The sequence below is a fragment of the Streptomyces sp. NPDC032126 genome, assembly GCF_055580085.1.
This window is the reverse complement of the sequence record NZ_JBVIMA010000004.1, coordinates 689,125-713,418: the sequence shown is the minus strand read 5'-3', so window position 1 is coordinate 713,418 and position 24,294 is coordinate 689,125. Positions and strand designations below refer to the sequence as shown.

18 protein-coding genes are annotated in these 24,294 nt (G+C 73.4%); 4 read left to right on the top strand and 14 right to left on the bottom strand.

Features of this window, described 5'->3' with window-relative positions; all coding sequences use genetic code 11:
- Window positions 1-27: 27 nt before the first annotated feature.
- Complete coding sequence (locus tag ACZ5NW_RS19535; protein WP_468745070.1) at window positions 28-1,545, bottom strand: outer membrane protein assembly factor BamB family protein; 1,518 nt, start codon at window positions 1,543-1,545, stop codon at window positions 28-30.
- Between the two features lie 553 nt (window positions 1,546-2,098).
- Between ACZ5NW_RS19535 and ACZ5NW_RS19530 the strand changes: the two genes are divergently transcribed.
- Window positions 2,099-5,317, top strand: coding sequence for an SCO5717 family growth-regulating ATPase (locus ACZ5NW_RS19530; protein WP_468745069.1), 3,219 nt, complete (start codon window positions 2,099-2,101; stop codon window positions 5,315-5,317).
- 77 nt (window positions 5,318-5,394) lie between these two features.
- Here the strand turns inward: ACZ5NW_RS19530 and ACZ5NW_RS19525 are convergent, their stop codons facing one another.
- The 9 genes from ACZ5NW_RS19525 to rimP all read right to left on the bottom strand — a co-directional run bounded on the left by ACZ5NW_RS19525 (window position 5,395) and on the right by rimP (window position 17,146).
- Complete coding sequence (locus ACZ5NW_RS19525) at window positions 5,395-6,342, bottom strand: bifunctional riboflavin kinase/FAD synthetase (RefSeq protein WP_468745068.1); 948 nt, start codon at window positions 6,340-6,342, stop codon at window positions 5,395-5,397.
- 130 nt (window positions 6,343-6,472) lie between these two features.
- Window positions 6,473-9,952 (bottom strand): trypsin-like peptidase domain-containing protein, encoded by a 3,480-nt coding sequence (locus ACZ5NW_RS19520; RefSeq protein ID WP_468745067.1) that lies wholly within the window; start codon window positions 9,950-9,952, stop codon window positions 6,473-6,475.
- 244 nt (window positions 9,953-10,196) lie between these two features.
- On the bottom strand, window positions 10,197-11,102 hold the full coding sequence (gene truB / locus ACZ5NW_RS19515; RefSeq protein ID WP_468745066.1) for a tRNA pseudouridine(55) synthase TruB: 906 nt from the start codon (window positions 11,100-11,102) through the stop codon (window positions 10,197-10,199).
- The gene (gene rbfA / locus ACZ5NW_RS19510; RefSeq protein WP_468745065.1) at window positions 11,099-11,548 is read right to left on the bottom strand and encodes a 30S ribosome-binding factor RbfA; all 450 of its coding nucleotides are present in this window, start codon (window positions 11,546-11,548) and stop codon (window positions 11,099-11,101) included. Before rbfA ends, truB begins: the two co-directional genes overlap by 4 nt.
- A 32-nt stretch (window positions 11,549-11,580) precedes the next feature.
- Window positions 11,581-11,874, bottom strand: coding sequence for a DUF503 domain-containing protein (locus ACZ5NW_RS19505; RefSeq protein WP_468745064.1), 294 nt, complete (start codon window positions 11,872-11,874; stop codon window positions 11,581-11,583).
- Window positions 11,875-12,012: 138 nt separating this feature from the next.
- The gene (gene infB, locus ACZ5NW_RS19500; RefSeq protein WP_468745063.1) at window positions 12,013-15,093 is read right to left on the bottom strand and encodes a translation initiation factor IF-2; all 3,081 of its coding nucleotides are present in this window, start codon (window positions 15,091-15,093) and stop codon (window positions 12,013-12,015) included.
- A 146-nt stretch (window positions 15,094-15,239) separates the two neighbouring features.
- Window positions 15,240-15,536 carry a YlxR family protein gene (locus tag ACZ5NW_RS19495; protein ID WP_468745062.1) on the bottom strand — a complete coding sequence of 99 codons (297 nt, stop codon included), beginning with the start codon at window positions 15,534-15,536 and terminating at the stop codon, window positions 15,240-15,242.
- Window positions 15,537-15,626: 90 nt separating this feature from the next.
- Entirely contained in the window at window positions 15,627-16,637 is a 1,011-nt protein-coding gene (nusA, locus tag ACZ5NW_RS19490; protein ID WP_468745061.1) for a transcription termination factor NusA, read from the bottom strand.
- Window positions 16,638-16,639: 2 nt separating this feature from the next.
- Window positions 16,640-17,146, bottom strand: coding sequence for a ribosome maturation factor RimP (rimP, locus tag ACZ5NW_RS19485; RefSeq protein WP_468745060.1), 507 nt, complete (start codon window positions 17,144-17,146; stop codon window positions 16,640-16,642).
- Window positions 17,147-17,370: 224 nt separating this feature from the next.
- Between rimP and ACZ5NW_RS19480 the strand changes: the two genes are divergently transcribed.
- From ACZ5NW_RS19480 to ACZ5NW_RS19470, 3 genes are read left to right on the top strand one after another with little or no spacing between them, the layout of a single operon-like run.
- Entirely contained in the window at window positions 17,371-18,105 is a 735-nt protein-coding gene (locus tag ACZ5NW_RS19480) for a hypothetical protein (RefSeq protein ID WP_468745059.1), read from the top strand.
- Window positions 18,102-18,587 carry a ferritin-like domain-containing protein gene (locus tag ACZ5NW_RS19475; protein ID WP_468745058.1) on the top strand — a complete coding sequence of 162 codons (486 nt, stop codon included), beginning with the start codon at window positions 18,102-18,104 and terminating at the stop codon, window positions 18,585-18,587. The genes ACZ5NW_RS19480 and ACZ5NW_RS19475 overlap by 4 nt, the downstream gene beginning before the upstream one ends.
- A 28-nt stretch (window positions 18,588-18,615) precedes the next feature.
- Window positions 18,616-19,515, top strand: a complete 900-nt coding sequence (locus tag ACZ5NW_RS19470; RefSeq protein WP_468745057.1) for an aminoglycoside phosphotransferase family protein — start codon at window positions 18,616-18,618, stop codon at window positions 19,513-19,515.
- 147 nt (window positions 19,516-19,662) lie between these two features.
- Here the strand turns inward: ACZ5NW_RS19470 and ACZ5NW_RS19465 are convergent, their stop codons facing one another.
- From ACZ5NW_RS19465 to ispG, 4 genes are all read right to left on the bottom strand, one after another.
- On the bottom strand, window positions 19,663-21,366 hold the full coding sequence (locus ACZ5NW_RS19465; RefSeq protein WP_468745056.1) for a proline--tRNA ligase: 1,704 nt from the start codon (window positions 21,364-21,366) through the stop codon (window positions 19,663-19,665).
- Window positions 21,367-21,438: 72 nt separating this feature from the next.
- Window positions 21,439-21,972: a GNAT family N-acetyltransferase gene (locus tag ACZ5NW_RS19460; protein WP_468745055.1), complete on the bottom strand. Its 534-nt coding sequence runs from the start codon at window positions 21,970-21,972 to the stop codon at window positions 21,439-21,441.
- Window positions 21,973-21,992: 20 nt separating this feature from the next.
- Window positions 21,993-22,841, bottom strand: coding sequence for a GNAT family N-acetyltransferase (locus ACZ5NW_RS19455; RefSeq protein ID WP_468745054.1), 849 nt, complete (start codon window positions 22,839-22,841; stop codon window positions 21,993-21,995).
- 177 nt (window positions 22,842-23,018) lie between these two features.
- Window positions 23,019-24,176 carry a flavodoxin-dependent (E)-4-hydroxy-3-methylbut-2-enyl-diphosphate synthase gene (gene ispG, locus ACZ5NW_RS19450; protein WP_468745053.1) on the bottom strand — a complete coding sequence of 386 codons (1,158 nt, stop codon included), beginning with the start codon at window positions 24,174-24,176 and terminating at the stop codon, window positions 23,019-23,021.
- Window positions 24,177-24,294 lie beyond the last annotated feature (118 nt).

The window sequence follows — 24,294 nt, the reverse complement described above, 5'->3', positions numbered from 1 at the left end:
CCATTGCCGTGGACCGGGAGCGGGCCGCTACTGCTTGGCCGGGGCCATGCTCTGGACGCCGAGGACGAGGTAGATCCATTCCTTCGGGCGGCCGGACGGGCCGTCGGCGGCCTTGGAGCCGAAGAAGACGCGGCCGTTCTGGACGACGATGTCGTGCGAGTCGGTCAGCGTGAACGACTCGGCCTCCGCGGGAAGGTTGAAGTAGAAGTACGGAGTCTCCTCGCCCGTCCCGGGGTCGAGGCTGACGAGGGCGGTGGGCGTGATCTTGTCCTCGCTCATGCGCAGGGCCAGGACCTGGTCGCCGCTCATCCGGATCGGGCGCAGCAGCGAATCGGGGCCGGAGTCGAACTTCCGGGTGCTGTGGCCGGTGGCGAGGTCGAAGCCGATGACCCAGTTGGAGTTGTGCTTCCCCAGCTGGTCCTTGCTGCGCACGAAGACCTGGTCGTCGCCGACGGCGATGGTGGGGCAGTCGTCGACGACGATGTAGTCGCCGGACGAGCACTCGCCCACGTACGTCCCGTTCTGGAGGCTGATCGTGGCGCGGTGGTGGCCCTTGTCGTCGAGGGAGAGCAGCTCGGTGATGCCGGTCTCACCGGCGGCCACGGCGAGGACGGGCGGCTCGGCGGACGGCACGTCCAGCTCGCGGACGCCCCGCGCGGCCGCGTACGTCCAGCGGGTCGCGCCCGTGTCGAGGTCCACCCGGCGCACCTTGTACGTGGTGCCGTCCCAGTCCCCGGCGGGCACGCCCTCGGTCCAGCACACCGTGCGGATCAGCAGGCCGCGACCGCCGGCGGCGCCCTCGTCCCGGCAGGAGCCGGTGGTCCTCGTGCTCCACCGTGTCGTACCGCCGGTCATGTCGTAGCCGTTGGTGCCGCCGCCCCAGGTGACGACGACCGTGCCGTGGGTGAGGGTGACGCTCGGGGTGCGCTGCGGGGAGCTCACGGACGAGCCGGCCATGGAGACGGGAATGGTCTCCTCCCAGACCTCCTTGCCGTCGTCCAGGTCGAAGAACGCCACGTGGTTGCAGTAGGCCTCCTTGCGGTCGCTCGCCTTGAACAGCACGGCCGTGCGGTTGTCGTTGGTGACGTGCGGGGTGTAGCCGCAGATGGGGCCGTCGAGGCGGAGCTTCCATGCCTCGTCGTTCTTGCCGGGGGCGGCGTCGGAGCCGATGGGGTAGCCGGCGAGCGTCTGGTTGATGCCCTTGGCGAGGATCTTGTCGGTGGCCCACATGCCGGGCATCTCGTAGTGCTCGCCGGGGCTCATGTCGTCGGCGGAGAACCGGAAGGCCATCGTGCCGGTGGTGGCGGCGGGCGGCTGCTCGACCGTTTCTCTGACGTCGAGGGGGTCCTGGGAGCCGGCCTGCGGCTTGCCCGAGGTCTTCGAACCGCCGTCACGTCCCCAGACCAGCCAGCCGCCTACGCCGAGCGCGGCCACGAGGACCACCGCGATCAGGACGAGCAGCCGCGCCCTGCGGCGCTTCTTCTGCTGGGTCTCGGCGGCCAGGGTCGACTGGGTGTAGACGGATGGGGGCGGGCCGAAGCTCACGCTCGACGTTCCTTTCGCTCACGGGGGCGCACGGTCGTTCACCGCGAGGGGCGCGGTCGTTCGCTCCGAGGGGCATGGGAGCGGCTGATCGATGATCGGGGCGCACCTTACCGCCCGCTCATCTCGCACTTGCCGGGGCCCGTAAGGGAATTGGTGAACGGTGAGTCCTCGGCCCGGGCTTTTGCGGGCGCAACGGGAGGGCGTTCCGGCGCTGTCGCCAAGGGGGTTGTCCGGCACGGCGCGAAGAATTGGCCGAATCCGGCCCTTTGAGGTGGGCTGGCCCGGAATGACGCACGTCTGGGTGGAGTGTCGCGCCAGGGACGGGCGTTGTGAGGTGGGCGGGCCTGCCCGGCTGGGCCGCCTGATGATTAGGCTGGGTACGGGCGCGACGTCGGAACCCGTGGACGCGGCGTCGTCGCCCCAGGGGGAGACCGGGGGTCGGTGCGCAGGCGCCGCCCGGACCGCCCCGGTTTCACACAACTTCGGACGACACGAACGACACACATGGTCGCCCCGGCACGGCTTGCGGGTCTCGACCACACCAGGAGGAACTGTGAGCAGCGATCGGGACGGGATCCGCGGGGGCTGGGCCACACCCGGCGATGACCAGCCCGACGCCCAGTCCGACATCGAGATGACGGGCGAGTTCACCATCGATTACGCGCCGCCCGCCTGGTACACGCCCAACGCGCCCGGTGAGTCCGGGAGCGGTGAGACACAGGAGGGACCGCCCGGCGGGGCCGACGCGACGGGTGGTCCGGCGGGGTCGGGGGTTCCTGGTGCTCACGGCGTTCCCGGAGGTCCCGGTGCTCCTGGTCCTGGGGCGCCTGGTGCTCACGGCGTTCCTGGTGCCCACGGCATGCCGGGCGCGCCGGGGATGCCCGGGATGCCGGGAGTGCCTGGATCGCAAGGTCCGGGTGGTCCCGGCGGCCCCGGTGCTCCCGGCGGCCCTGTTGCTCCTGGTGCTCCCGGCGGTGGGCCGCTCGGTGACGGGCCGGTGGCCGGTGTTCCGGCTGGGGCGGTTCCTCCTCCGCACGCGGGTGGGGCGCCGGGTGCGCCGTACGGTCCGCCGGTTCCGCCCGTGCCCGGGCCCGGTCCGGGTCCCGGTTTTCACGCGCCCCCGCCGCCTCCGGCGCCCGTCGGTGGCCCCCAGGTGCCTTTCACGCCGCCCGCGCCGCCCACGCCCGGCGTGCCCTTCACGCCCCCCGCGCCTCCGGCCGAGGGGGCCGTCGCCGTGCCCGGGCTTCCGGTGGGCAGCGGGTTCGAACCGCAGACGCCGCCGGCCCCGCCGTCGCCCCAGGCTCCGCAGCCCGCCCCGGCCCCCGCGCCGGTGGCCGGTCCCGGTGGTCCGGAGAGCCCGGCGACCATGCGGTTCTCCTCGGCCGACCTGCGGCGTGAGATCGCCGAGCGGCAGGAGTCCGCCGAGGAGCGGTCCGACGAGGCCGCCGGCTCCGGTGACCCGGTCGCGGAGGAGGCGGAGGCGGAGGGTTCCGCCGTGGACTCCGGAGCCGCCGAGGCCGGTACGGAGGGCCCGGAGGGTGAGGCCGCCGAGGCCGGCGACCCGGGTGACGACGAGGAGGCGGGCTTCCCCACCTTCCCGGTCTTCTCGGCCACCGCCGAGCCGGAGTCCCCGAGCGGCGACGACGCGGCGTCCTCCGACACGGAGGCGCAGGAGGCGGACGGGCCCGAGGAGACGCCCGAGGCCGCCGAAGCGCCGGCGGAGTCCGCGGACGCGGCCACCCCGGTCACCGCCGAGTCCCACCCGGCCCCTCCGGTCGCCCCCGAGTCCCAGGAGGCGGCCCCTCCGGTCGCCGCCGAGCCGCAGGAGGCCGCGCCGCAGACCGGCGAGTCCCAGGAGGCCGCGCCGCAGACCGGCTGGACTCCCCCGCCGGCCCCGCAGGGCGGAGTGCCGCCGCTGCCGCCGTCGTACCAGCCCGCCGCGCCCGCTCCGGCGGCCCAGTGGCCCGCGCAGCCGCAGACCGCGCCGGACCCCGCGCAGCAGCAGCCGCAGGCTCCCGCCGCGCCGAACGCACCCCAGCCCGGCTACGGCTTCCCCCACCCGGCAGCCCCGGCACAGGCACAGCCACCGGCCGCCCCCGAAACCCAGGCCCCCGCCGCCCAGCAGCCCGCCCCCAACGCCCCGGGCGCCTACGGCTTCCCGCAGCCCCCGGCTCCCAACGCCCCCGGCGCGTACGGCTTCCCCCCGCCCCCGGCTCCCAACACCCCCGGCGCGTACGGCTTCCCGCAGCCGGGCACCCAGAACGCCCAGGCGGAACAGCCTCCGGCCACTCCCCCGGCACCCCCGACCGCTCAGCCGGGCGGCTACGGCTTCCCGCAGGGCCAGCAGCCGCCCGCCACCCCGGCGACGCCCGCCCAGCCCGGCACGCCCACCCCGCCCCCGCACCCCGGCGGTTACGGCTTCCCGCAGCAGCCCGGTGGCCCCGACGGCGGTTATGGCTTCCCGCAGGGCCAGCAGCCGCCCGCCGGCCAGCCGGGGCAGCCCGCGCCCGCCACCGACCCCCGTACCGGTGCCGCCTGGCCGCAGCCCATCCAGCACGACCAGCGCCAGCCGGTCAACCCGGGGGCCGCGCCGCTCGGTTACACCGCCGCCGTCGAGCTGTCCTCCGACCGGCTGCTCAACAACAAGAAGCAGAAGGCGAAGAGCAGCCGCCCCGCGGCGGGCGCCAACCGGTTCAAGCTCGGCGGCAAGAAGGAAGAGGCCGAGCGGCAGCGGAAGTTGGAGCTGATCCGGACGCCCGTGCTGTCCTGCTACCGCATCGCGGTCATCAGCCTCAAGGGCGGCGTCGGCAAGACGACCACGACCACCGCGCTCGGCTCCACCCTCGCCACCGAGCGGCAGGACAAGATCCTCGCCATCGACGCCAACCCCGACGCCGGTACGCTCGGGCGGCGCGTCCGCCGGGAGACCGGGGCCACCATCCGTGACCTCGTCCAGGCGATCCCGTACCTCAACTCCTATATGGACATCCGGCGGTTCACCTCGCAGGCGCCGTCCGGCCTGGAGATCATCGCCAACGACGTCGACCCGGCCGTGTCGACCACGTTCAACGACGAGGACTACCGGCGCGCCATCGACGTGCTCGGCAAGCAGTACCCGATCATCCTGACCGACTCCGGCACCGGTCTGCTCTACTCCGCCATGCGCGGTGTGCTCGACCTCGCCGACCAGCTCATCATCATCTCCACGCCGTCGGTCGACGGTGCGAGCAGCGCCAGTACGACGCTGGACTGGCTGTCCGCGCACGGGTACGCCAACCTCGTCTCGCGGTCCATCACCGTCATCTCGGGTGTCCGGGAGACCGGCAAGATGATCAAGGTCGAGGACATCGTGGCGCACTTCGAGACCCGCTGCCGCGGTGTCGTGGTCGTGCCCTTCGACGAGCATCTGGCCGCCGGTGCCGAGGTCGACCTGGACATGATGCGGCCCAAGGTGCGGGAGGCGTACTTCAACCTCGCGGCGATGATCGCCGAGGACTTCACCCGCCACCAGCAGGCGCACGGCCTGTGGACCAGCGACGGCAACCCGCCCCCGGTGGCCGCCCCGCCCATGCCGGGCCAGGCGATGCCGGGCCCGGGCCAGCCGTACCCGCAGCAGGCTCCCGGCCAGCCGTATCCGCCTCAGATGCCCCAGAACCCGGGCCAGCAGCCGTATCCGCAGCAGCCCTATGGCCAGCAGCCGTACCCGCAGCAGCCGGGTCAGCCGTATCCGCAGGCCCCGCAGCCCGGCTATCCGCCGCCCCCGCAGCAGTAGCCGGCGCGGTCGGCACGCGCAAAGGGCGGCCGGTGTCCGAACAGGACACCGGCCGCCCTCATGTGCTCCCGGCGGCGCTACTCCGCCGCGGCGATCAGCTCCTTGCAGAGCCGCACGTCCGCGGCCATCTGTTCGAGCAGCGCGTCCAGCGAGTCGAACTTCGCCTGGCCGCGGACGTACGCCAGGAAGTCGACGGCGACGTGCAGGCCGTACAGGTCCAGGCCGACCCGGTCGATCGCGTACGCCTCCACCGTGCGTTCCGTGCCGTCGAACTGCGGGTTCGTGCCGACGGAGATCGCGGCGGGCATCGCCTCGCCGTTCACGTGCAGCCAGCCGGCGTAGACGCCGTCGGCGGGGATGCAGGTGTGCGGGAGGGTCTCCACGTTGGCCGTGGGGAAGCCGAGCTCGCGGCCGCGCTGGGCGCCGCGCACGACGACGCCCTCGACGCGGTGGGGGCGGCCGAGGATCTCGGCGGCGCCGGCCATGTCGCCCTCGCCGACCAGGCGCCGGGTGAGCGTCGAGGAGAAGGGCTCGCCGCCGCCCGCCTCGCCCGACACGTACAGGTCGACGACCTCGACCTCGAAGTCGTAGATCTTGCCCTGTTCGGCGAGGAAGTCCACGTTCCCGGCGGCCCGGTGGCCGAAGCGGAAGTTGGGGCCCTCGACGACCGCCTTGGCGTGCAGCTTGTCGACCAGCACCTTGACGACGAAGTCGGCCGGCGAGAGCTGCGAGAACTCGGTGGTGAACGGCAGGATCAGAACCGCGTCCACGCCCAGTTCGCCCATCAGCTCGGCGCGCCGGTGGTGCGGGGCGAGCAGCGGCGGGTGGCTGCCGGGGCGGACGACCTCGCTGGGGTGCGGGTCGAAGGTGACGACGACGGAGGGCACGCCCAGTTCCCGGGCGCGGTCCACTGCGTGCCGGATGATCAGCTGGTGGCCGCGGTGGACCCCGTCGTAAGAGCCGATGGTGACGACGCTGCGCCCCCAGTCCTGGGGGATGTCCGCCAAGCCACGCCAGCGCTGCACTGTGACCGCTCCTCGAACCCGTGTCCGTATCTACCGATGACCGCTTACGCAGGTCTAAGGGTGCCATGCCGGGTGCCCGGGACCCGCATCGGCATCAAGGCTGTGACCGGGCGCACGTACCCGCCCGGTGTCAGGCGGGCACTCTCACCCCCGCCAGGTTCTCCAGCATCCGGCGTGCGCTGGGGCCGACGACCGCGGCCCACGCCTCGGGGGCGTCGGTCAGCCAGCCCGCCACCCGCGCGGCGAACCCGGGCACGGCACGCCCCAGATCGACCAGCCCGCGGTCGAAGAGCGTGGCGCCCTCCGGGGTGCGCACGAGGAGGATCCCCACGCGGTGCACGAGAGCGCCCGCCTCGTCGCCCTCGTACGGCGCGGCGGCGTGGAGCAGCGCGGCCAGCACCGCGGGCTCCCGCTCGCGTGCCAGCAGGACCTCGCGCAGTTCCCGGCGCGTGCCGCCGGGCCGGGCGAGTACGCCGGCCAGGGTGGCCCGGGTCCGCTCGGAACCGTCCTCCAGCAGCCCGGTCACCAGCGGAACCAGCAGAGCCCGTGGGTCGGGGTCCCGGTCGAGGCGCTCGTCGACGTACGCGGCGACGTCGGCGACGGTCTCCGGGCGGCACTCCAGCGCCTCCCGGACGAGCGCGGTCACCCGGTGGGCCGGCGCGGGCGGGGTGACGTCGGCGAGGGCGCGCAGCAGCCGCCCGGTGTCGGCGCCCGGCCCGCACAGCCGGGCCCGGAAGGCGTCCAGGACCGCGTCCGGGTGGGTGTCCAGGGCGGTGAGCAGCGCGCTGGGCGGCAACTGCGGATCGCCCGCCGCGAACCGCTCAACCGCCTGCGGGAGGTGGCGGGCGCGGGTCTCGGGATCCCGTACGAGGAGGGCGAGCGCGCCGCCGTGCAGGGTGACGTCGGCCGGGCGGGCGAGCAGGGCGAGCGCCGCGTAGCGCAGCAGGCGGCGGTCGGCGTCGGTGCGTACGTGCGGTGCGGCGCGCAGCCCGTAGGCGACCGCGGCGACGCGCCGCGCGGGGCGTTCGTCGCGCGCCCAGCGGTCCACGGCCCGGCACAGCGCCGACGGCTCGTCCTCGGCGAGGACGGCGAGCAGTTCGTCGGCTCGCGGGTGCGCGCAGTCGACGAGCACCTCCGTCAGGTCGTCCAGGGCCCGGTGCCGGTGGGTGTGCAGCAGCGCCTGGGCGGCGGTGGCCACGGTCGCGTGCGGGGTGGCGGGCAGCGGCCGTTCGTCGTCGAACCAGTGCGTGAGCCACGGTTGTACGGCGGTGGGGTCGGCGGCGAGGAGCCCGGCGACGGCGTCGAGGCAACGGGGCGTGCCGGTGTCCTGGGGGGCCGGGTCGGCGAGGACGAGACGGCGCAGCAGGTCCAGGCGGACGTCGACGGGGAGGGCGAGGGACGTCCAGAAGGCGGGACCGAAGGCCGTCGGCGCCGGGCGGTGCGGATCGTGCCGGTGGGCGACGATCCGGTCGGCCAGCAGGCGCAGTACGGCCGTGTACGGCGTCGCGTCGGGGACCCTCGGCAGGGTCTCGGCGAGGAGGCGGGCGGCCCACCAGGCGTGCGGATCGGCGTCCCAGACGTCGGTCAACTCCCGTAGCCGGAGCGCGAGTCGGCCCGGGCCCTGCTGGCGGGCGAGCAGGAGCAGGGCCTCGACGACGGGGCCGATGCGGTGGTGCGGGACGGGCAGGGGGTGCCGCTCCTGCGGCGGGCGGTGGACCAGGGCGCGCAACGCCTCGTCGAGGTCGAGGTGGATGCCCTGGAGCCAGTCGGCGAGTTCCTCGTGGGCGAAGCGGTAGCCGCCGCCCGCGGGGACGAGAAGGCCCTCGGTGAGGACGGCGGACGCCCAGCCGGTGCCGCCGCCCAGGCGCGCCGGAGCCTGCCCCCAGGGGAACACCGCTTCGAACGACGCCCGGTCCAGTTCGCCCTGTCCCGGGCCGAGGCTGCGCCGGGCGGCCTCGTGGACCTGGCCGGAGACCTTCGCGGCGAGCCGGCGTACGGCGGTGCCGCGCAGTCCGTTCCCGGCGGCCAGGCGGACCGCGATGCGCAGGCACATCAGGTCGAGGTGGGCGGCGAGGACATCGTCCCGGTCGAGGGTGACGGACCCGGGCAGGGGGCAGCCGGCGCGCACCTCGCCGAGCAGGCGGAGGGTCAGGGGGTGCCGGGCGTCGCGCGGGGTGAGGGCGGTGTCCGGGATGCCGTAGCGGGCGCGGGCCTGCGCGGCCTCGGCGGGGGTGAGGTCGCCGAGGGGGACGTGGGGCGGGAGCGGCGGGGTGTTGTCCGCGCCGTACAGGGTCTCCCTCGGGAACTGCGCTCCCGCCCCCTCCCAGTACTCCGCCCGGCACGCCACGACCAGCCGCGCCCCGGTCTCCCGCAGCCAGGCCGCCGTGCCCGCCGTCCACTCCGGGAGGCGGTGGGCCAGCACGGGCGGCATCTCCTCGGGACCGTCGAGAAGCAGCAGCAACGGCCGCCCGGCGGCGACCGCGAGCCGGGCCAGCCGCTCCGGCGAGACGTCCCCGAGGCCGTCCGGTTCCTCCGGGGCGGCGAGGCGGGCCGGACTCTCAGGGGGGACGTCCCCGAGGCCCTGCAAGGCCGCGTCAGGGCGCTGGTGGGGGCGGGACGCTGTCACGATCCTCGCCGCCCGGGTGAGGGCCCTGCGGGCCGCGTCCGCGAGCGAGGTGTCGTCCTCCGCCAGGTCCGCTCCCCTCAGCCACAGCGTCGGCGCCGGGCACGCGCCCCGGGCACGCCGTGCCGCGAGGGCCGCGAGTTCCGTCGTACGGCCGCTGCCCGGGGCGCCGACGAGGGCGAGGACCGCCGCTCCGCTCCGCGCGAAGGCGGCGAACTCCCGTGCCGTCGCGGCCCGTTCGACGGGTTCCACCGGCGCTCCGGGGCCGTCGGTGCCGCGGAGCGCGCCGGGCGGGCCGTCGGAGGCGACGGAGGTGGCGGTGAGTTCCAGGACGCCCGCGAGGTTGAGATCGGGGCCGTACGCCGCGACGGTCGCCGCGTTGCGGGCGAGGAGGTCGGCGAGCGGGCCGTCCGGCGCCGGGCGGAGCGGGACCGCGAAGCCCACGTCGCCGTGGTCGGACCGCAGGGCCGTGCCCAGCACGGCGACGACCGCGCCGGTCGCCGCGTCCAGGACCGGCCCGCCGGCCGCTCCCCCGCCGAGGCGCAGCGCGTCCCGGCCGGCCGTGCCGATGGCCAGCTCCAGGACGTCGTCGAGGAGGTGGAAGCGGTCGGTGGCGGTGTACGTCACGGAGGTGGCCGCCAGCACCCGGGCCTCGCGCCAGCGGTCGGCGGCGATCCGGACGTAGGTGCCGGTGTCGAGGCGCTCCCGCACGGTGATCGGCAGCGGATCGGTGCCGAGGCCCTCGGTGCGCACGAGAGCGAGGTCCCGTTCGGGCAGCGGCGTGACCGCGTCGGCGGTGACGACACAGGTGCGGTCGCCGGCGCCGTAGAGGACGAGGCGCGGCAGGCCGTCGACGGCCTCGTGGCTGGTGATCACCGTGCCGTTGTGGTCGGCGACGAAGCCGGTGCCGCGCGGGCGGCCGGCGAGGTCGCGGACGCGGACGAGGGGGACGCCCTCGGGCGTGGGGAGTGGGACGGTTCCCGCCATCGTCGTACCTCCCCGCGCGTGCCCTACCTGTGTTCGACGGTAGGCGTGCGGTGATCAGCGGGACAGATCGCCGGACGAACGCGCCCCCCTGCGCTCCCTCGGTTCACTCCGAGCGCCCGCCCGGGAGGGTGAATGGACGGGGGTCGTTGGATACACCCTAGGGGTGGGGGAACCGAGGGGGGACCGTGGAGCGGCGGGGACGTGCCCCGTGTCCGCCGCTCCACGGGCAGGCCGATCGGCCGGTTCAGGCCAGCACGGCCAGGCTCTTGGCCTTGCCCTTGTGCTCCTCGACCAGGGCGAGGAAGCGGCCCTCGGGGTCGAAGACGGCGACCGGTCCGGCGCCCGCGTAGGTGTCGGGCATCTCCAGGCGGACGCCGTTGGTGAGCAGCCGGGCGCGCTTGGCGTCGACGTCCCAGCGCTGGAAGGCGGCCGCGGCGGCCTCCGCGATCGGCATGACCGTCAGCTCCTGCTGGAGCTGGTCGAGCGTCCGGGCGGCGTCCAGCTTGTACGGGCCGACGCGGGTGCGGCGCAGGGCGGTGAGATGGCCGCCGACGCCCAGGTCGGCGCCCAGGTCGCGGGCGAGGGCCCGGATGTAGGTGCCGGAGGAGCAGACCACCGAGACGACCAGGTCCAGGACGGGCGTGCCGTCCTCGGCGACGGCGTCACGGATGTCGTACACCTCGAAGGAGGAGATGGTGACGGGGCGGGCGGGGATCTCGAACTCCTCGCCCTCGCGGGCCCGCTTGTAGGAGCGCACCCCGTCGATCTTGATGGCGCTGACCTTGGACGGGACCTGCATGATCTCGCCGGTCAGCTTGGCGATGCCGGCGTCGACGGCGTCCCGGGTGACCTTGGAGGCGTCGGTGGAGGAGGTGATCTCCCCCTCGGCGTCGTCGGTGAGGGTGTTCTGGCCGAGCCGGACGGTCCCCAGGTACTCCTTCTCGGTGAGGGCGAGATGCCCGAGGAGCTTGGTGGCCCGCTCCACGCCGAGGACGAGGACGCCCGTCGCCATGGGGTCGAGGGTGCCGGCGTGGCCGACGCGGCGGGTGCGGGCGATGCCGCGCATCTTGGCCACGACGTCGTGCGAAGTGAAGCCCGACGGCTTGTCCACGATGACAAGACCGTCGGGCGCGGTGGGCTTGCGGTTCATTCGGCGGTGTCGTCCGTCTCGTCGTCACCGGGCTTGCGGTAGGGGTCGGCCCCGGCCGCGTAGTCCGCGCCGGCGGACGCCTCGCGCACCTTCTCGTCGGAGGCACGCGCCCGGTCGAGGAGGTCCTCGATGGTGCGCGCGTTGTCCGGGAGGGCGTCGGCGACGAAGGTGAGCGTCGGCGTGAACTTCACTCCGGCGGCCCGGCCGACCTCGGAGCGCAGGATGCCCTTGGCGCTCTCCAGGCCCGCCGCGGCGGCCGTACGCTCCTCCTCGTCGCCGTACACCGTGTAGAAGACGGTCGCCTCCCTGAGGTCACCCGTGACCCGGGTGTCCGTGATGGTGACGTGAGTGCCGAGCCGCGGGTCCTTGATCCCGCGCTGCAGCTTCTGGGCCACCACTTCTCGGATGAGGTCCGCCAGCCTCTTGGCCCGCGCGTTGTCGGCCACTGGTCCGTCTCCTTAAATGCATTCTTCTTGCTTCAGTCTTCGTCGCTGTGGAGCCTGCGTCGAACCGAGAGCAGTTCCACCTCCGGCCGCGCGGCGACCAGCCGCTCACAGCGGTCCAGTACGTCGGCGAGGTGTCCCGCGTCCCCGGAGACGACCGCGAGCCCGATCCCGGCCCTGCGATGGAGGTCGTGGTTGTCCGTCTCGGCCACACTCACCGCGTATTTGCGCTGGAGTTCGGCGATGATCGGACGGACGACGGAACGCTTTTCCTTCAGCGAGTGGACGTCGCCGAGGAGCAGGTCGAAGGACAGAGTCCCCACATACATGTGTGTCCGGATGTCCCGCCGGTTCGGGGTACGGGCGCCAGGCTCAGGCTGCGACGCCGATACGGGAACCGTACACGCAACGGCCGGGGCCGATCGACGGAAATAACTTCCGCCGACCGGCCCCGGTCGCGTGTCAGGTCACGCGCGCGGCTTCTCGCGCATCTCGTACGTCGCGATGACGTCGTCGACCTTGATGTCGTTGAAGTTTCCGAGGTTGATACCACCCTCGTAGCCTTCGCGGATCTCGGTGACGTCGTCCTTGAAGCGACGCAGACCCTCGATGTTGAGGTTCTCCGCGACCACCTTGCCGTCGCGGATGAGGCGCGCCTTGGTGTTGCGCTTGACCTCGCCCGAGCGGATGAGGACACCGGCGATGTTGCCCAGCTTGGACGACTTGAAGACCTCGCGGATCTCCGCCGTACCGAGCTCGACCTCTTCGTACTCCGGCTTGAGCATGCCCTTGAGGGCCGCCTCGATCTCCTCGATCGCCTGGTAGATGACCGAGTAGTACCGGACGTCCACGCCCTCGCGCTCGGCCATCTGCGCCGCGCGGCCGGCCGCGCGGACGTTGAAGCCGATCACGATGGCGTCGGAGCCCATCGCCAGGTCGATGTCGGACTCCGTGACCGCACCGACGCCGCGGTGCAGGACGCGGATGTCGACCTCTTCGCCGACGTCCAGCTGGAGCAGGGAGGACTCCAGGGCCTCGACGGAACCAGAAGCGTCACCCTTGATGATGAGGTTGAGCTGCTGGACCTCGCCGGCCTTGAGCACCTTGTCCAGGTCCTCGAGGGAGACGCGGCGCGTGCGCTTGGCGAACGCGGCGTTGCGCTCACGGGCGGCGCGCTTCTCGGCGATCTGACGGGCCGTACGGTCCTCGTCGACCACCAGGAAGTTGTCGCCCGCACCCGGGACGTTGGTCAGGCCCAGGACCTGGACCGGCGTCGACGGGCCGGCCTCGGCCACGCTGTTGCCGTTGTCGTCGTGCATCGCCCGGACTCGGCCGTACGCGTCGCCGACCACCATGGTGTCGCCGACCCGCAGCGTGCCTCGCTGGACGAGGACCGTCGACACGGCGCCGCGGCCGCGGTCGAGGCGGGACTCGATCGCGATGCCCTGCGCGTCCTGGTTCGGGTTGGCCCGCAGGTCGAGCGAGGCGTCCGCGGTGAGGACCACGGCCTCCAGCAGGGAGTCGATGTGCAGACCCTGCTTGGCGGAGATGTCGACGAACATGGTGTCGCCGCCGTACTCCTCGGCCACCAGGCCGTACTCGGTCAGCTGACCGCGCACCTTGGTCGGGTCGGCGCCCTCGACGTCGATCTTGTTGACCGCGACGACGATCGGCACGTCGGCCGCCTTGGCGTGGTTCAGCGCCTCGACCGTCTGCGGCATGACGCCGTCGTTGGCCGCGACGACGAGGATCGCGATGTCCGTCGACCGCGCACCACGGGCACGCATGGCGGTGAACGCCTCGTGACCCGGGGTGTCGATGAAGGTGATCTTGCGCTCTTCGTCGTTGACCTCGGTCGAGACCTGGTAGGCACCGATGTGCTGGGTGATGCCGCCGGCCTCGCCCGCGATGACGTTCGTCTTGCGGATGGCGTCGAGCAGTCGGGTCTTACCGTGGTCGACGTGACCCATGACGGTGACGACCGGCGGGCGGACCACCAGGTCCTCCTCGTCGCCCTCGTCCTCGCCGAACTCGATGTCGAAGGACTCGAGCAGCTCGCGGTCCTCCTCCTCGGGGCTGACGATCTGAACCGCGTAGTTCATCTCGCCCGCGAGGAGCTGGAGCGTCTCGTCGGAGACGGACTGCGTGGCGGTGACCATCTCACCGAGGTTCATCATGACCGCGACGAGCGACGCCGGGTTGGCGTTGATCTTCTCGGCGAAGTCGGTGAGCGACGCGCCGCGGGAGAGACGGATGGTCTCGCCGTTGCCGCGCGGCAGCATCACGCCGCCGACGCTCGGGGCCTGCATGGCCTCGTACTCCTGGCGACGCTGCCGCTTCGACTTGCGGCCACGACGCGCGGGACCACCGGGACGACCGAAGGCGCCCTGCGTGCCACCGCGGCCACCGGGACCGCCGGGACGGCCGCCGAAGCCGCCGGGACGACCCGCGCCGCCACCGCCGCCACCGGGACCGCCGCCGAAGCCGCCGCCACCGGGACGGGCGCCGAAGCCGCCGCCGCCACCGGGACGACCGGCACCGCCACCGCCGCCACCGGGACGGGCGAACCCGCCGCCGCCGGGACGACCGGCACCGCCGGGACGACCCGCACCGCCCGGACCGCGGCCGCCGGGGCCACCGCCGGGACGCGGGCCGGCAGCGGGACGCTGCGGCATCATGCCGGGGTTCGGACGCGGACCGCCGGGACGCGGACCGCCGGGACCCGCGCCCTGCGGACGGGGCATGCCCGCCGGCGAGGGACGGGCGCCGCCCGGAGCCTGCGGACGAGGACCGCCGCCCTGGGCGCCGGGCGTCTGCGGACGGGGACCGGCGCCGGGGGCACCCGGGCCGCCGGGGCGCGGAGCACCCTGCGGACGGGGCGCCTGCGGGCGCGCCATGCCGGCGTTGCCGCCGGAGGTGAAGGGGTTGTTGCCCGGACGCGGACCGGCCGGACGGGCGCCCGGACGGGGCGCGCCGGCGCCACCCTGACGGGGACCCTGGGCGGCGGCGGGACGCTGGTCCCGCCCGCCCTGCTGACCCTGGCCGGGCGCGGCGGGACGACCGCCGGGCCGCGGGGCGCCGGCGCCGGGACGCGCGCCGGGGCGCGGACCCTGGGCGGCGGGTGCCTGCGGGGCGGCCGGAGCCGCCGGCGGGGCGGTGAACTCGGGCGCGGCCGGGGCCGGACGCGGCGCGGGCTTGGGACCCGGGACCGGACGCGGGCCGGAGGCCGGTGCGGCGGGAGCCGCCGGGGCCGGGGCCTCGGGCGTCTGGGCCGCGGGGGGCTTGGGGGCAGCCGGCCGCGGCGCGGCCGGACGGGCCGCCTGCGCCGGGGACGGCGCCGCGGGCCTGGGGGCGGCCTTGCGCGGGGCGGGCTTGGCGGACTTGCCGCCGCCGCCCTGGAAGGCGTCAGTCAGTTTGCGGACTACGGGCGCTTCGATGGTTGAAGACGCCGAACGGACGAATTCACCGAGTTCCTGGAGCTTGGCCATGACGACCTTGCTCTCCACACCGAACTCCTTGGCGAGTTCGTATACCCGGACCTTAGCCACTTCGCTCCTTTTAGGTCCGGGTTGCGTCCGGACCGTCGCTACTTCATGGGCGTACTCATCGCGTGCTCATCGAGTGCTCATCGCAATCTCGACCTACTTCCAACTCGCGGGGTACCTAGCCGCGCGGACGTTCCGCGTGACGCTCCTTACGGTGTTGCCTGTTCAGCAACTGTCGTCTGCTCGACGTACTGGCGCAACGCCTTTGTGTCGAGCGCTCCCGGGGCACGGAGTGCCCGCGTGAACGCCCGGCGGCGCACCGCCTGGTCGAGACAGACCGAGGCGGGGTGCACGTAGGCACCCCGGCCGGGCAGCGTACCGCGAGGATCGGGGACGCAGGCGTCCTCGATCGCCACGATGCGCAGCAGATCGCTCTTGGCCGCTCGCTCCCGGCACCCCACACAGGTGCGTTCAGGGCATGCTCCGGCGTGCGTCCGGCCAGACACGGTTAAGTCTACCTCCCCGTACCGACCTCACCCGTTTGGGTAAGGAATCGAACGGTTGTTGTCGTGATCTCAGCGACCCGCGGCTTGGATCTATTCCCCCGGCTGGGCGCCGGCGGGCTCCGCGGCCTGCTCGGTGTCGGGCCGGATGTCGATGCGCCAGCCGGTCAGACGGGCGGCGAGGCGGGCGTTCTGGCCCTCCTTGCCGATCGCCAGGGACAGCTGGTAGTCGGGGACCGTCACCCGGGCGGACCGGGAGGCCATGTCCACGACCTCGACCTTGGACACCCGTGCGGGTGACAGGGCGTTCGCCACCATCTCCGCCGGGTCGTCCGACCAGTCGACGATGTCGATCTTCTCGCCGTTCAGCTCGCCCATGACGTTGCGCACCCGGCCACCCATCGGGCCGATGCAGGCGCCCTTGGCGTTCAGGCCCGAACGGGTGGATCGTACGGCGATCTTGGTGCGGTGACCTGCCTCACGGGCGATCGCGGCGATCTCCACGGACCCGTCGGCGATCTCCGGCACCTCCAGGGCGAAGAGCTTCTTCACCAGATTGGGGTGCGTACGGGAGAGGGTGACGGACGGACCGCGGACACCCTTGGCCACCCGGACGACATACGAGCGCAGCCGCATGCCGTGCGGGTAGGTCTCGCCGGGCACCTGCTCCTGCACCGGCAGGATGGCCTCCAGCTTGCCGATGTCCACGAGCACGTTCTTGGGGTCGCGGCCCTGCTGGACCACGCCGGTGACGATGTCGCCCTCGCGGCCGGCGTACTCGCCGAGCGTCGCGTCGTCCTCGGCGTCGCGCAGGCGCTGCAGAATCACCTGCTTGGCCGTGGTGGCGGCGATACGGCCGAAGCCGGACGGGGTGTCGTCGAACTCGCGGGGCTCCTGGCCCTCTTCGAGGTCCTCGGGGTCCTCCTTCGCCCACACGGTCACATGCCCGGTCTCCCGGTTGAGCTCCACGCGCGCGTGTCGGCGGCTTCCCTCGGTGCGGTGGTAGGCGATGAGGAGGGCCGACTCGATCGCCTCGACCAGCAGGTCGAAGGAGATCTCCTTCTCCCGTACCAAGCCCCGCAGGGCACTCATGTCGATGTCCACGGCTACGCCTCCTCTGCTTCCTCTTCGTGCTTGTCCTTGCGATTGAACTCGACCTGCACGCGTGCCTTGGCGATGTCCGAGAAGGCGAGTCTGCGTGCGGTGGGCTTGCGGCCCTTGACCCCGGGCACCTCCAGGTCGACGCCTTCGTCGTCGACCTTCAGGATCCGGGCCACCAGGTCGCCGCCCTCGGTGAGCTGGAACCTCACCAGGCGGTCGACCGCGCGCACGTAGTGCCGGTGCTCCGTCAGGGCGCGCTCGGCGCCGGGCGTGCCGACCTCCAGGTCGTACGCCGCCGTTCCCATCACGTCCGTCTCGTCGAGCTTCGCCGAGAGCGCGCGGCTCACATCGGCGATCTGGTCCAGGTCCGCCCCGGTGTCGGAGTCGACGACGACGCGCAGCACTCGCTTGCGTCCGACGGAGTCCACTGCGATCTCTTCGAGATCCAGGCCCTGGGAGGCGACGAGCGGTTCCAGGAGCTCTCGCAGCCTCTCGCTCTGGGTGGTGCTCATCCGGGTGACTCCTCGGCCGCGTGTGCTGTTGTGGGATGGGTCGCGTGTCTGGTCAAAGGGTATCCGGTCGCGGGGTGTGTTGCCGTCCACCTGTGTACGGACGGTGCCGGAGCGTGGCCCTCGGCGGTGCCGGTGAGTGGTCCCGGGCGGGGGCGCGGGTACCGTGATCACGGGCCCGCGGCCCGCCTTCCCTTCTTCGTACGAGACCCCCGAGGACGTCTGCAGTGCCGTACCCCCCGCCGCCGCGCACCCCCTCGGGGCCGCGCAGAAGATCCCTGCTCGCCTCGGCCGCCGGGGCCGCCCTGCTCGTGGGCTGCTCGTCCGGGGGCGACGGCTCGACCCAGGAGGAGAGCGAGGGCGCCGGGCCGTCGCCGGCCGAACGCGCACGCGCGCGTGCGGCGCGGGACAGCGCGGGGCTCGCGGAGCACTACGACGCCGTCCTCGCCGCCCATCCGGCACTGGCGGCACGGCTGACACCGCTCAGGGCGGAGGTCGCGCGACACTTGGAGGCGTTCGGGGGCGCACCGGTCTCGGCGTCGGCCTCGGCTTCGGCGCCGGCTTCGTCCTCGGCATCGGCGTCGACATCGGCACCGGCGTCAGCGGGGGCTTCGAGCCCGCCCTCGGCATCGGCTCCGGCATCGCCCACGTCGTCGGCTCCGCCGGGGGCATCGGCGCGGGCGGGGGCTTCGTCACCACCCTCGGCCTCGGCTCCGGGCTCGCCCGCGGCCTCCGCTCCGGTCCCGCCATCGCCCTCGGCCTCCGGCCCCGCCGCCGTCTCCCCCGCCGTGCCGGTGGATCCGAAGAGCGCTCTCGTCGCGCTCGCCGGGGCCGAGCGGGCGCTGTCCGATGCGCGGATGGCGGCACTGGCCGGTGTCCCGGGCGAGCTGGCGCGGCTGCTGGCCTCGGTGGCCGCGGCCGGGGCGGCGCACGCGTTTCTGCTGACGGAGGGAGCCAAGTGAGCGGCACGGACGAGGAGCTTCGAGCGCTCCAGGCGGCGCTGGCGGCCGAACACGCCGCCGTGTACGGGTACGGCGTGGTCGGCGGGCGGATCCGCGAGGGCCGGCGCACGGAGGCGCGGGGGGCGTACGACGCCCACCGGGCGCGCCGGGACGCGCTCACGCGCGAGCTGCGCGACCGGGGTGCGACCCCCGCCGCGGCGAGCGCCGCGTACGCGCTGCCGTTCGCGGTCCCCGACTCGGCCGCGGCGGTCCGGCTCGCCGCCGAGATGGAGGACCGGGTGGCCGGTGTGTACTCCGACCTGGTGCGGGCGACGACGGGCGCGCGGCGGCGGGAGGCGGCCGGGGCGCTGCGGGAGGCGGCGGTCCGGGCGGTGCGCTGGCGCGGTGGGAGCGTAGCCTTCCCTGGGCTCGCCGAGCGTGCGGGCACGGCCGCGGCCGGGGCGTCGGCCCCGGTGTCCCCGTCGGCGACGCCGTCGGTGTGACCTGGACCAGGAAGGGAACGACTCGCGCATGGCTTTCGAACCGCCGCAGCGTCTGGTCAGGGCGCTCGGCGAGACGGCACCCGACGGTGACGACTGGTTGGAGAAGCTGCCGGAGACGGTGCGACAGGCCGTCTCGCTACGCGAGTTGACCGTGGAGCGGGTGCAGGTCCCCGGGGGCCGCAGCAGCCTGGTCGTCCTGGTCCGGCGCGCGGACGGCAGCCCGGCGGTGCTGAAGCTGGCGCCGCCGCGGTTCCGGCCCGAGGCCGAACGGGCCGCGCTGGCGCACTGGGGCGGGCTGGGCGCCGTGGAGCTGCTGGAGGAGCGGGCCGGGGACGGGGCGCTGCTGCTGGAGCGGTTGCAGCCGGACGTGTCGGTGCGGTCGCTGCCGGAGGCGAAGGCGCTGCTGGAGGCGGCGGGGGCGCTGCGGCGGCTGTGGGTCGAGCCGCCGGTCGGTCATGGGTTCGAGACGGTGGCCGCGCGGACCGGGCGGCAGGCGGAGGCCATGCGGGCGTCCGCGGCGGCCGACGCGGACGTGGCGCCTCTGGTGGACGTCGCCCTGGCCGCTCGGGAGGAGCTGCTGGGGGCGCCGCCCGAGGAGCGGTTGCTGCACGGGACGTTCCGGCAGAGCAAGGTGCTGGCCGGGGAGCGGTCGCCGTGGCTCGCCGTGGGCGCGGATCCCGTGGTCGGCGAGTGTGCCTTCGATCTGGCTCGGCTGGTGCGGGACCGGGTGGAGGATCTGATCGCCTCGCCCTCGGGGGCGGCTGCCACTCGACGGCGGGTGAAGAAGCTGGCCGAGTCGTTGGAGGTGGATCAGGAGCGGCTGCGGGGGTGGACGCTGTTCCGGGCCGTGGAGTCGGGGGTGCGGGCGAAGCGGGTGGGGCGGGCCGTGGATGCGGAGCTGTTGCTCGAATTCGCCGGGTGGCTTTAGGGGTTCGGTTGCCGGGTGCGGGTGTGTGGGGGCTTGTCGCGTTGTTCCCCGTGCCCCTTTGCGCGCCGGGCGTTCGACCTCGGCCGTTCCCCTCCGCAGTGACGCTGTGTCATGTCCTGCGGTCGGGGAACGGCCCCAGTGATTCCGTTACGCGGTCAGGCGGGCGATCGCCTCGTCGACGGTGAGCTCCTCGCGCTCGCCGGTCCTGCGGTCCTTCAGCTCCAGCACGCCCTCGGCGGCACGCCGGCCCGCCACCAGGATCTGCGGTACGCCCATCAGCTCGGAGTCGGTGAACTTCACGCCCGGCGAGACGCCCGCCCGGTCGTCCACCAGGACGCGCAGGCCGGCCGCCGCGAGCTTCTCGGAGACGTCGAGGGCGAGTTCGGTCTGCAGGGCCTTGCCGGCGGCGACGACGTGCACGTCGGCCGGGGCGACCTCCTTGGGCCAGCACAGGCCCTTGTCGTCGGCGGTCTGCTCGGCGAGGGCCGCGACCGCGCGGGAGACGCCGATGCCGTAGGAGCCCATGGTGACGCGGACCGGCTTGCCGTTCTGGCCGAGGACGTCCAGCTTGAGGGCGTCGGCGTACTTGCGGCCGAGCTGGAAGATGTGGCCGATCTCGATGGCGCGGTCCAGCTTGAGGCCGGTGCCGCACTTCGGGCAGGGGTCGCCCTCCTGGACGACGACGACGTCGACGTACTCGTCGACCTCGAAGTCGCGGCCCGCGACGACGTTCTTGGCGTGCATGCCCTCCTTGTTGGCACCGGTGATCCAGGAGGTGCCGGGGGCGACGCGCGGGTCGGCGAGGTAGGTGACCTTCTCGCCCAGGCCCTGCGGGCCGACGTAGCCGCGGACCAGGTCCGGGCGGCCCGCGAAGTCGGCCTCGGTGACCATCTCGACGGTCTTCGGGGCGAAGTGCGCCTCGACCTTGTCCAGGTCGACCTCGCGGTCGCCGGGGACGCCGACGGCGACGATCTCGCCGTCGACCTTCACGAGGAGGTTCTTCAGGGTGGCGGAGGCCGGGACGCCGAGGGAGGCGGCGAGGGTCTCGATGGTGGGGGTGTCCGGGGTCGGGATCTCCTCGGCGGCCGCGACGCCGGAGCCGTCGACCGGCTTCAGCTCGTAGGTGATCGCCTCGGTGTTCGCCGCGAAGTCGCAGTTCGGGCAGTCCGCGAAGGTGTCCTCGCCGGCGCCGGCCGGGGCGAGGAACTCCTCCGACTTCGAGCCGCCCATCGCGCCGGCGGTGGCGGCGCAGATGCGGTAGTCGAGGCCGAGGCGCTCGAAGACGCGCTGGTAGGCCTGGCGGTGCAGGGCGTACGACCGGGCGAGGCCCTCGTCCTCCGTGTCGAAGGAGTACGAGTCCTTCATCAGGAACTCGCGGCCGCGCAGGATGCCGGCCCGCGGGCGGGCCTCGTCGCGGTACTTGTGCTGGATCTGGTAGAGGATGACCGGCAGGTCCTTGTAGGAGGACGCCTGGTCCTTCACCAGCAGGGTGAAGATCTCCTCGTGGGTGGGGCCGAGGAGGTAGTCGCCGCCCTTGCGGTCCTTGAGGCGGAACAGCTCCTGGCCGTACTCGTCCCAGCGGCCCGTGGCGTCGTAGGGCTCACGCGGCAGCAGGGCCGGGAGCAGCACCTCCTGGGCGCCGATGGCGTCCATCTCCTCGCGGACGATGCGCTCCACGTTGGCCAGGACCTTCTTGCCGAGCGGCAGCCAGCTCCAGATCCCGGCGGCGGTACGGCGGACGTAGCCGGCGCGGACGAGGAGCTTGTGGCTGAGTACCTCGGCGTCGGCCGGGTCGTCGCGCAGCGTCTTGGCCATCAAGTTCGACATGCGCTGGACCGGTGCGTTCGCCATGGTTCTCGTACTCCTGCTGGTTTTGGGTGATGGCAAGGAGGTTAGCCGGGCGCCGGGCCCCGCCGGAAATCGTTACTTCCGCAGGAGGGGAAGGGGCGCGCCCATCACGGCGTACGGGCGGGGGGCGCTGGGGAAGAGGACCTGGCGGGCGAGGTCCCGGTAGCCGAGGGAGCGGTAGAGGGCGCGGGCGGGGCTCTCCGTGTCGATCGCCGAGAGGATCGAGCGGGGCTGGGCGGCGCCGTCGGTGATCGTGGTGATCAGGGCACGGCCGGCGCCGCGGTTCTGGTGGGCGGGGTGGACGTGGAGTTCGGTGATGACGAAGGAGTCGTCGAGCCAGTACTCGTTGTCCCGGGCGCGCAGATAGGGCTCGACGACGGTGGACCACCAGTGGGTGCGGTCGTTGGGCATCCCGTAGACGAAGCCGACGAGGCGGCCGTCGGCCGTGGTGGCGCCCAGGGCCCGGGAGCCCGGGAAGGTCATGTGGCGCAGCACGATCTGCCGGCGCACGGCCACCTCGTCCGGGCCCAGTCCGAAGGCCACGGCTTGGACCGCCAATGCCTCGTCCACGTGTGCCGAGAGGTCCAGGGGGCCGATGACGAGGTCCATGCGGGGAGCGTACAGGTGAGTCAGAACAGCACACTCATGAAGGCGCCGACCTCCTGGAAGCCGACTCTCGTGTACGTCCTGCGCGCCGCGGTGTTGAAGTCGTTCACGTAGAGGCTCACCACCGGGGCCACGTCCGCGAGGGCGTAGCGCAGGACCGCCGCCATGCCCGGGGCCGCCAGTCCCCTGCCCCGGTACTCGGGGGCCACCCACACACCCTGGATCTGGCAGGCATGGGGGGTCGCCGCGCCGATCTCCGCCTTGAAGACGACCCGGCCCGCGTCGTCGAGGCGGGCGAAGGAGCGGCCGGCGCCGACCAGTTCGGCGACTCTCGCCTGGTAGAGGAGGCCGCCGTCGCCGGCCAGCGGGGAGATGCCGACCTCCTCGGTGAACATCGCCACGCACGCCGGCATGATCGTCTCCATCTCGTCCTTGCGGACGCGGCGGACGTACGGATCCGGGGCGATGTCGGCCGGCATGCGGTCGGTGATCATGAGGGGCTGGTGGGCGCGGACGTCGCGGGCGGGGCCCCAGTGGGGTTCGAGCAGGCGCCAGAGCGCGGCGGTGGGGCCGGCGGGGCCGACGATCGAGGAGCAGCGGCGGCCGGCCCGTCGCGCGCGGTCGGCGAAGGCGCGGACCGCGCGCGGGGTGGCGCAGATCGGGACGAGGTTGGCGCCCGCGTAGCACAGGGACGTCAGCAGGCCGTCCTCGTACCAGCCCCACATCTCGCCGCCCAGGCGCCACGGGTCGAGGCCGGCGACCTGGACGCGGGAGGTCACGAAGGCGTTCGTGACGGGCTCGCGGTCGAGGACGGCGAGCGCGGCGTCCAGGTCGCTCGGTTCGAGGACCCGGGAGGTCGTCTGGGTCAACACGCGCGGGGCCTCACGGGTGGGGTCTGCTTGATTTCCGCACTATAGCCGCGCTGCTTGGGCCGTGCGCCCTCCAGCTCGGTGGGCTTGTGTCTTCGGGCGGGTGCGGGTTGTTCGTGGCTGATCGCGCAGTTCCCCGCGCCCCTTTCGGGGCGCTCCAGAACTCGTGCGCCGATGGCTTCAGCCCGCTACCGAGACCGTCGGTTCGCCGGACTCCGCGCCCTCCGCCTCCATCTGCTCGGCGATCTTCATCGCCTCCTCGATGAGGGTTTCCACGATCTTGGACTCCGGGACCGTCTTGATGACCTCGCCCTTGACGAAGATCTGGCCCTTGCCGTTGCCGGAGGCGACGCCGAGGTCGGCCTCGCGGGCCTCGCCCGGGCCGTTCACCACGCAGCCCATGACGGCCACGCGCAGCGGGACCTCCATGCCCTCCAGGCCGGCGGTGACCTCCTCGGCCAGCTTGTAGACATCGACCTGGGCGCGGCCGCAGGACGGGCAGGAGACGATCTCCAGGCGGCGGGGGCGCAGTCCGAGGGACTCCAGGATCTGGTTGCCGACCTTGATCTCCTCGACCGGCGGCGCGGACAGGGAGACGCGGATGGTGTCGCCGATGCCCTGGGAGAGGAGGGCGCCGAAGGCGACGGCCGACTTGATGGTGCCCTGGAAGGCCGGGCCGGCCTCGGTGACGCCGAGGTGGAGGGGGTAGTCGCACTGGGCGGCGAGCTGCTTGTAGGCCTCGATCATCACGACCGGGTCGTTGTGCTTGACCGAGATCTTGATGTCGCGGAAGTCGTGCTCCTCGAAGAGGGACGCCTCCCACAGGGCGGACTCGACGAGCGCCTCGGGGGTGGCCTTGCCGTACTTCTGGAGCAGGCGCCGGTCGAGGGAGCCGGCGTTCACGCCGATGCGGATCGGCGTGCCGTGGTCCTTCGCCGCCTTGGCGATCTCCTTGACCTTGTCGTCGAACTGCTTGATGTTGCCGGGGTTGACGCGCACGGCCGCGCAGCCCGCCTCGATGGCGGCGAAGACGTACTTCGGCTGGAAGTGGATGTCGGCGATGACCGGGATCTGCGACTTGCGGGCGATGGTCGCGAGGGCGTCGGCGTCGTCCTGGGTGGGGCAGGCCACGCGGACGATCTGGCAGCCGGACGCGGTCAGCTCGGCGATCTGCTGGAGCGTGGCGCCGATGTCGGACGTGCGGGTGGTGGTCATGGACTGCACGGACACGGGCGCGTCGCCGCCGACCGCCACGGACCCGACCTGGATCTGCCGGCTCTTGCGGCGCTCGGCGAGCTTGGTCGGAACGGACGGCATGCCGAGAGAAATCGCAGTCATCTGCTGTCAAACCCCAAGTCGTGGATCAAGGCCCCGGTCCCGTGAGCAGCGGGCTCCGGCCTTCGAGATTACGGCACGGCCCCCGTCCCGGGCACATCCCTCCCGTCAAACCCCCGGA

Excerpts from the sequence above, each read along its gene's own strand:
- ACZ5NW_RS19520 (WP_468745067.1), bottom strand. The coding sequence starts at position 9,952 with ATGGCGGGAACCGTCCCACTCCCCACGCCCGAGGGCGTCCCCCTCGTC.
- ACZ5NW_RS19460 (WP_468745055.1), bottom strand. The coding sequence starts at position 21,972 with ATGGACCTCGTCATCGGCCCCCTGGACCTCTCGGCACACGTGGACGAG.
- rimP (WP_468745060.1), bottom strand. The coding sequence starts at position 17,146 with ATGAGCACCACCCAGAGCGAGAGGCTGCGAGAGCTCCTGGAACCGCTC.
- truB (WP_468745066.1), bottom strand. The coding sequence starts at position 11,102 with ATGAACCGCAAGCCCACCGCGCCCGACGGTCTTGTCATCGTGGACAAG.
- ispG (WP_468745053.1), bottom strand. The coding sequence starts at position 24,176 with ATGACTGCGATTTCTCTCGGCATGCCGTCCGTTCCGACCAAGCTCGCC.
- ACZ5NW_RS19470 (WP_468745057.1), top strand. The coding sequence starts at position 18,616 with ATGGCTTTCGAACCGCCGCAGCGTCTGGTCAGGGCGCTCGGCGAGACG.
- ACZ5NW_RS19465 (WP_468745056.1), bottom strand. The coding sequence starts at position 21,366 with ATGGCGAACGCACCGGTCCAGCGCATGTCGAACTTGATGGCCAAGACG.
- ACZ5NW_RS19505 (WP_468745064.1), bottom strand. The coding sequence starts at position 11,874 with ATGTATGTGGGGACTCTGTCCTTCGACCTGCTCCTCGGCGACGTCCAC.